This window comes from Desulfurellaceae bacterium (assembly GCA_021296095.1).
Taxonomy (GTDB): domain Bacteria; phylum Desulfobacterota; class Binatia; order Bin18; family Bin18; genus JAAXHF01.
Genome location: JAGWBB010000132.1, coordinates 8223 through 10268, shown reverse-complemented (window position 1 = coordinate 10268; position 2046 = coordinate 8223). Strand labels below are relative to the sequence as shown.

Sequence of the window (2046 nt, the reverse complement as noted above, 5' to 3'; positions counted from 1 at the left end):
GGCGGATATCCCGGAAGCTGAAGCGGTGCGGGTCCGGGATGTCAGCGGCGGGCTGGTGTGTCCGGGCCTGATCGATCTGCACGCCCACGTCTTCGTCAACGCCCACGACATGGGGGGCGAAACCGATCAGCGCTGCGCGGCGAGCGGGGTGACGACGATCATCGACGCGGGCAGCGCCGGTTCGGCGACCTTCCCCGGCCTGCGTCAGTCGGTCGCCGACCGCAGTCAGGTGCGGTTGCGGTGCTTTGTTCACCTGTCGGCCCTGGGCCTGATCCACCTGCAGGTCGGAGAACTCATGCACCTGGCCTACGCCGACCCCGAGGGCTGCGCGCGCACGATCAGCGCCAATCGCGACCTGGCCATCGGGGTCAAGCTGCGCTTCAGCAACAACGTTGTGCCTGACTCGGCCGGCACCGAACCGCTGCGTCTGGCCCGCCAGGCGGCCGACATGGCCGAGGTGCCGCTGATGGTCCACATTACCGATGCCCTGTTGCCGATTCCGCACATCCTGTCCTTTCTGAAACCGGGCGATGTGGTCACCCACTGTTTTCACCGCTACACCCACGGCATCATGGGGCCGGACAAAAAGGCGATCCTGCGGGAAGTCTGGGACGCCCAAAAAGAGGGGATTCTCTTCGACTGCGCCCACGGCCGGATGCATTTCCCCTTTCCGTTTGTCAAGCAGGTGCTGGACGCCGGCTTTTCTCCGGATACGATTGCCACCGACCTGACCCTGGGCAGCGCCACCAGGGGGCCGGTATTTGACCTGCCGACCACCATGTCCAAGCTCCTGAATCTGGGCATGAGCTTGGAGGACGTTATCATCCGCACCACGGCCAACCCGGCCCGGGCGGTGGGTGAAGCCGGGCGGATCGGGACGCTCAAGCCCGGCGCCGTGGCCGATGTGGCGGTCTTGCGCCTGGAGGAGGGCGAGTTTGATTTTGTCGATACCGACCAGAATCATATGACCGGCCGGCAACGCCTGGTGAATCAGCTGACGGTCAAAGACGGACGGATCTGGTATCAGCAGCGGTCGGCCGCCTAGGACAGCACGGCCGCCAGTGTTGGACAGCGTAGAAGGAGGAGCCTATGGCCGGCAAACATTTTGAGGAACTGAACGTCGGAGATATTTTTCACCACCAGCCGGGACGAACGATTACCGAGACCGACAACCTGTTGTTCACGACCATGACCATGAACCCCCAGCCCTTGCACCTGGACGCGGAATTTTCCAAGAAGGCTGAGTTCGGCCAGCGGCTGGTCAACAGCCTGTTTACCCTGGGGCTGACCGTTGGCCTGTCGGTCGGCGATACCACCCTGGGCACGACGGTCGGCAATCTCGGCTTTGAAGAGGTCAAGTTTCCCAAGCCGGTCTTCATCGGCGATACCCTGTATGCCGAGACCGAGGTGGTGGAAAAACGCGAATCCAAGTCGCGCCCGCAGTGGGGTATTGTGATGTTCGAGCACCGGGCCACCAACCAGCGGGGCGAGGTGGTCATGCGCTGCCGGCGGGCCGGCATGCTGCGCAAAAAAGAGGCGGCCGTGAGCTGATAGCGCTGACGTGTAAGACCCGGGTTCCAGAGGCACGGCCATGATCGGCATTACCAGCTGTGGCTACCACGTCCCTTTTTATCGCCTGGAACGGGAGAAGATCGGCCACGCCTGGGCGCGCCGTCCCGGCCGGGGTGAGCGGGCGGCGATTTACTTTGACGAGGACGCGCTGACCCTGGGCATGGAGGCGGCCCAGCGTTGCCTTGAAGACACGGGCAAGACCGGCATTGACGGCGTGTATTTTGCCTCGACCTCGGCCCCGTTCCGCCAGCGCTCTGCGGCCAGCTTTCTGGCTGCGGCCTGTGACCTGCGGCCGGAGTGTGAAACCGCCGACTTTGGCGCCAGCCTGCGTTCGGCCACGACCGCTCTGCGCGCCGGTCTGGACGCCGTTGGCAGCGGACGCCTGTCTCAGGTCTTGATCGCCGCCGGCGAGGTGCGTGACGGACAGCCCGGCGAGGGCCAGGAGGACTGGTTTGGCGATGCGGGCAGTGCGGT

General features: G+C 64.6%; 3 protein-coding genes. All 3 read left to right on the top strand.

The genetic code is table 11. The annotated features are described in order from the left end of the window. Window positions 1–1045: amidohydrolase/deacetylase family metallohydrolase (locus tag J4F42_20980; protein MCE2487996.1), on the top strand; the 1045-nt coding region annotated here is incomplete at its 5' end. A 44-nt stretch (window positions 1046–1089) separates the two neighbouring features. Further along, the gene (locus J4F42_20975) at window positions 1090–1551 is read left to right on the top strand and encodes a MaoC family dehydratase (protein MCE2487995.1); all 462 of its coding nucleotides are present in this window, start codon (window positions 1090–1092) and stop codon (window positions 1549–1551) included. A 40-nt stretch (window positions 1552–1591) separates the two neighbouring features. Further along, window positions 1592–2046, top strand: a 455-nt coding sequence (locus tag J4F42_20970; protein MCE2487994.1) for a hydroxymethylglutaryl-CoA synthase family protein, incomplete at its 3' end; no start/stop codon positions are given.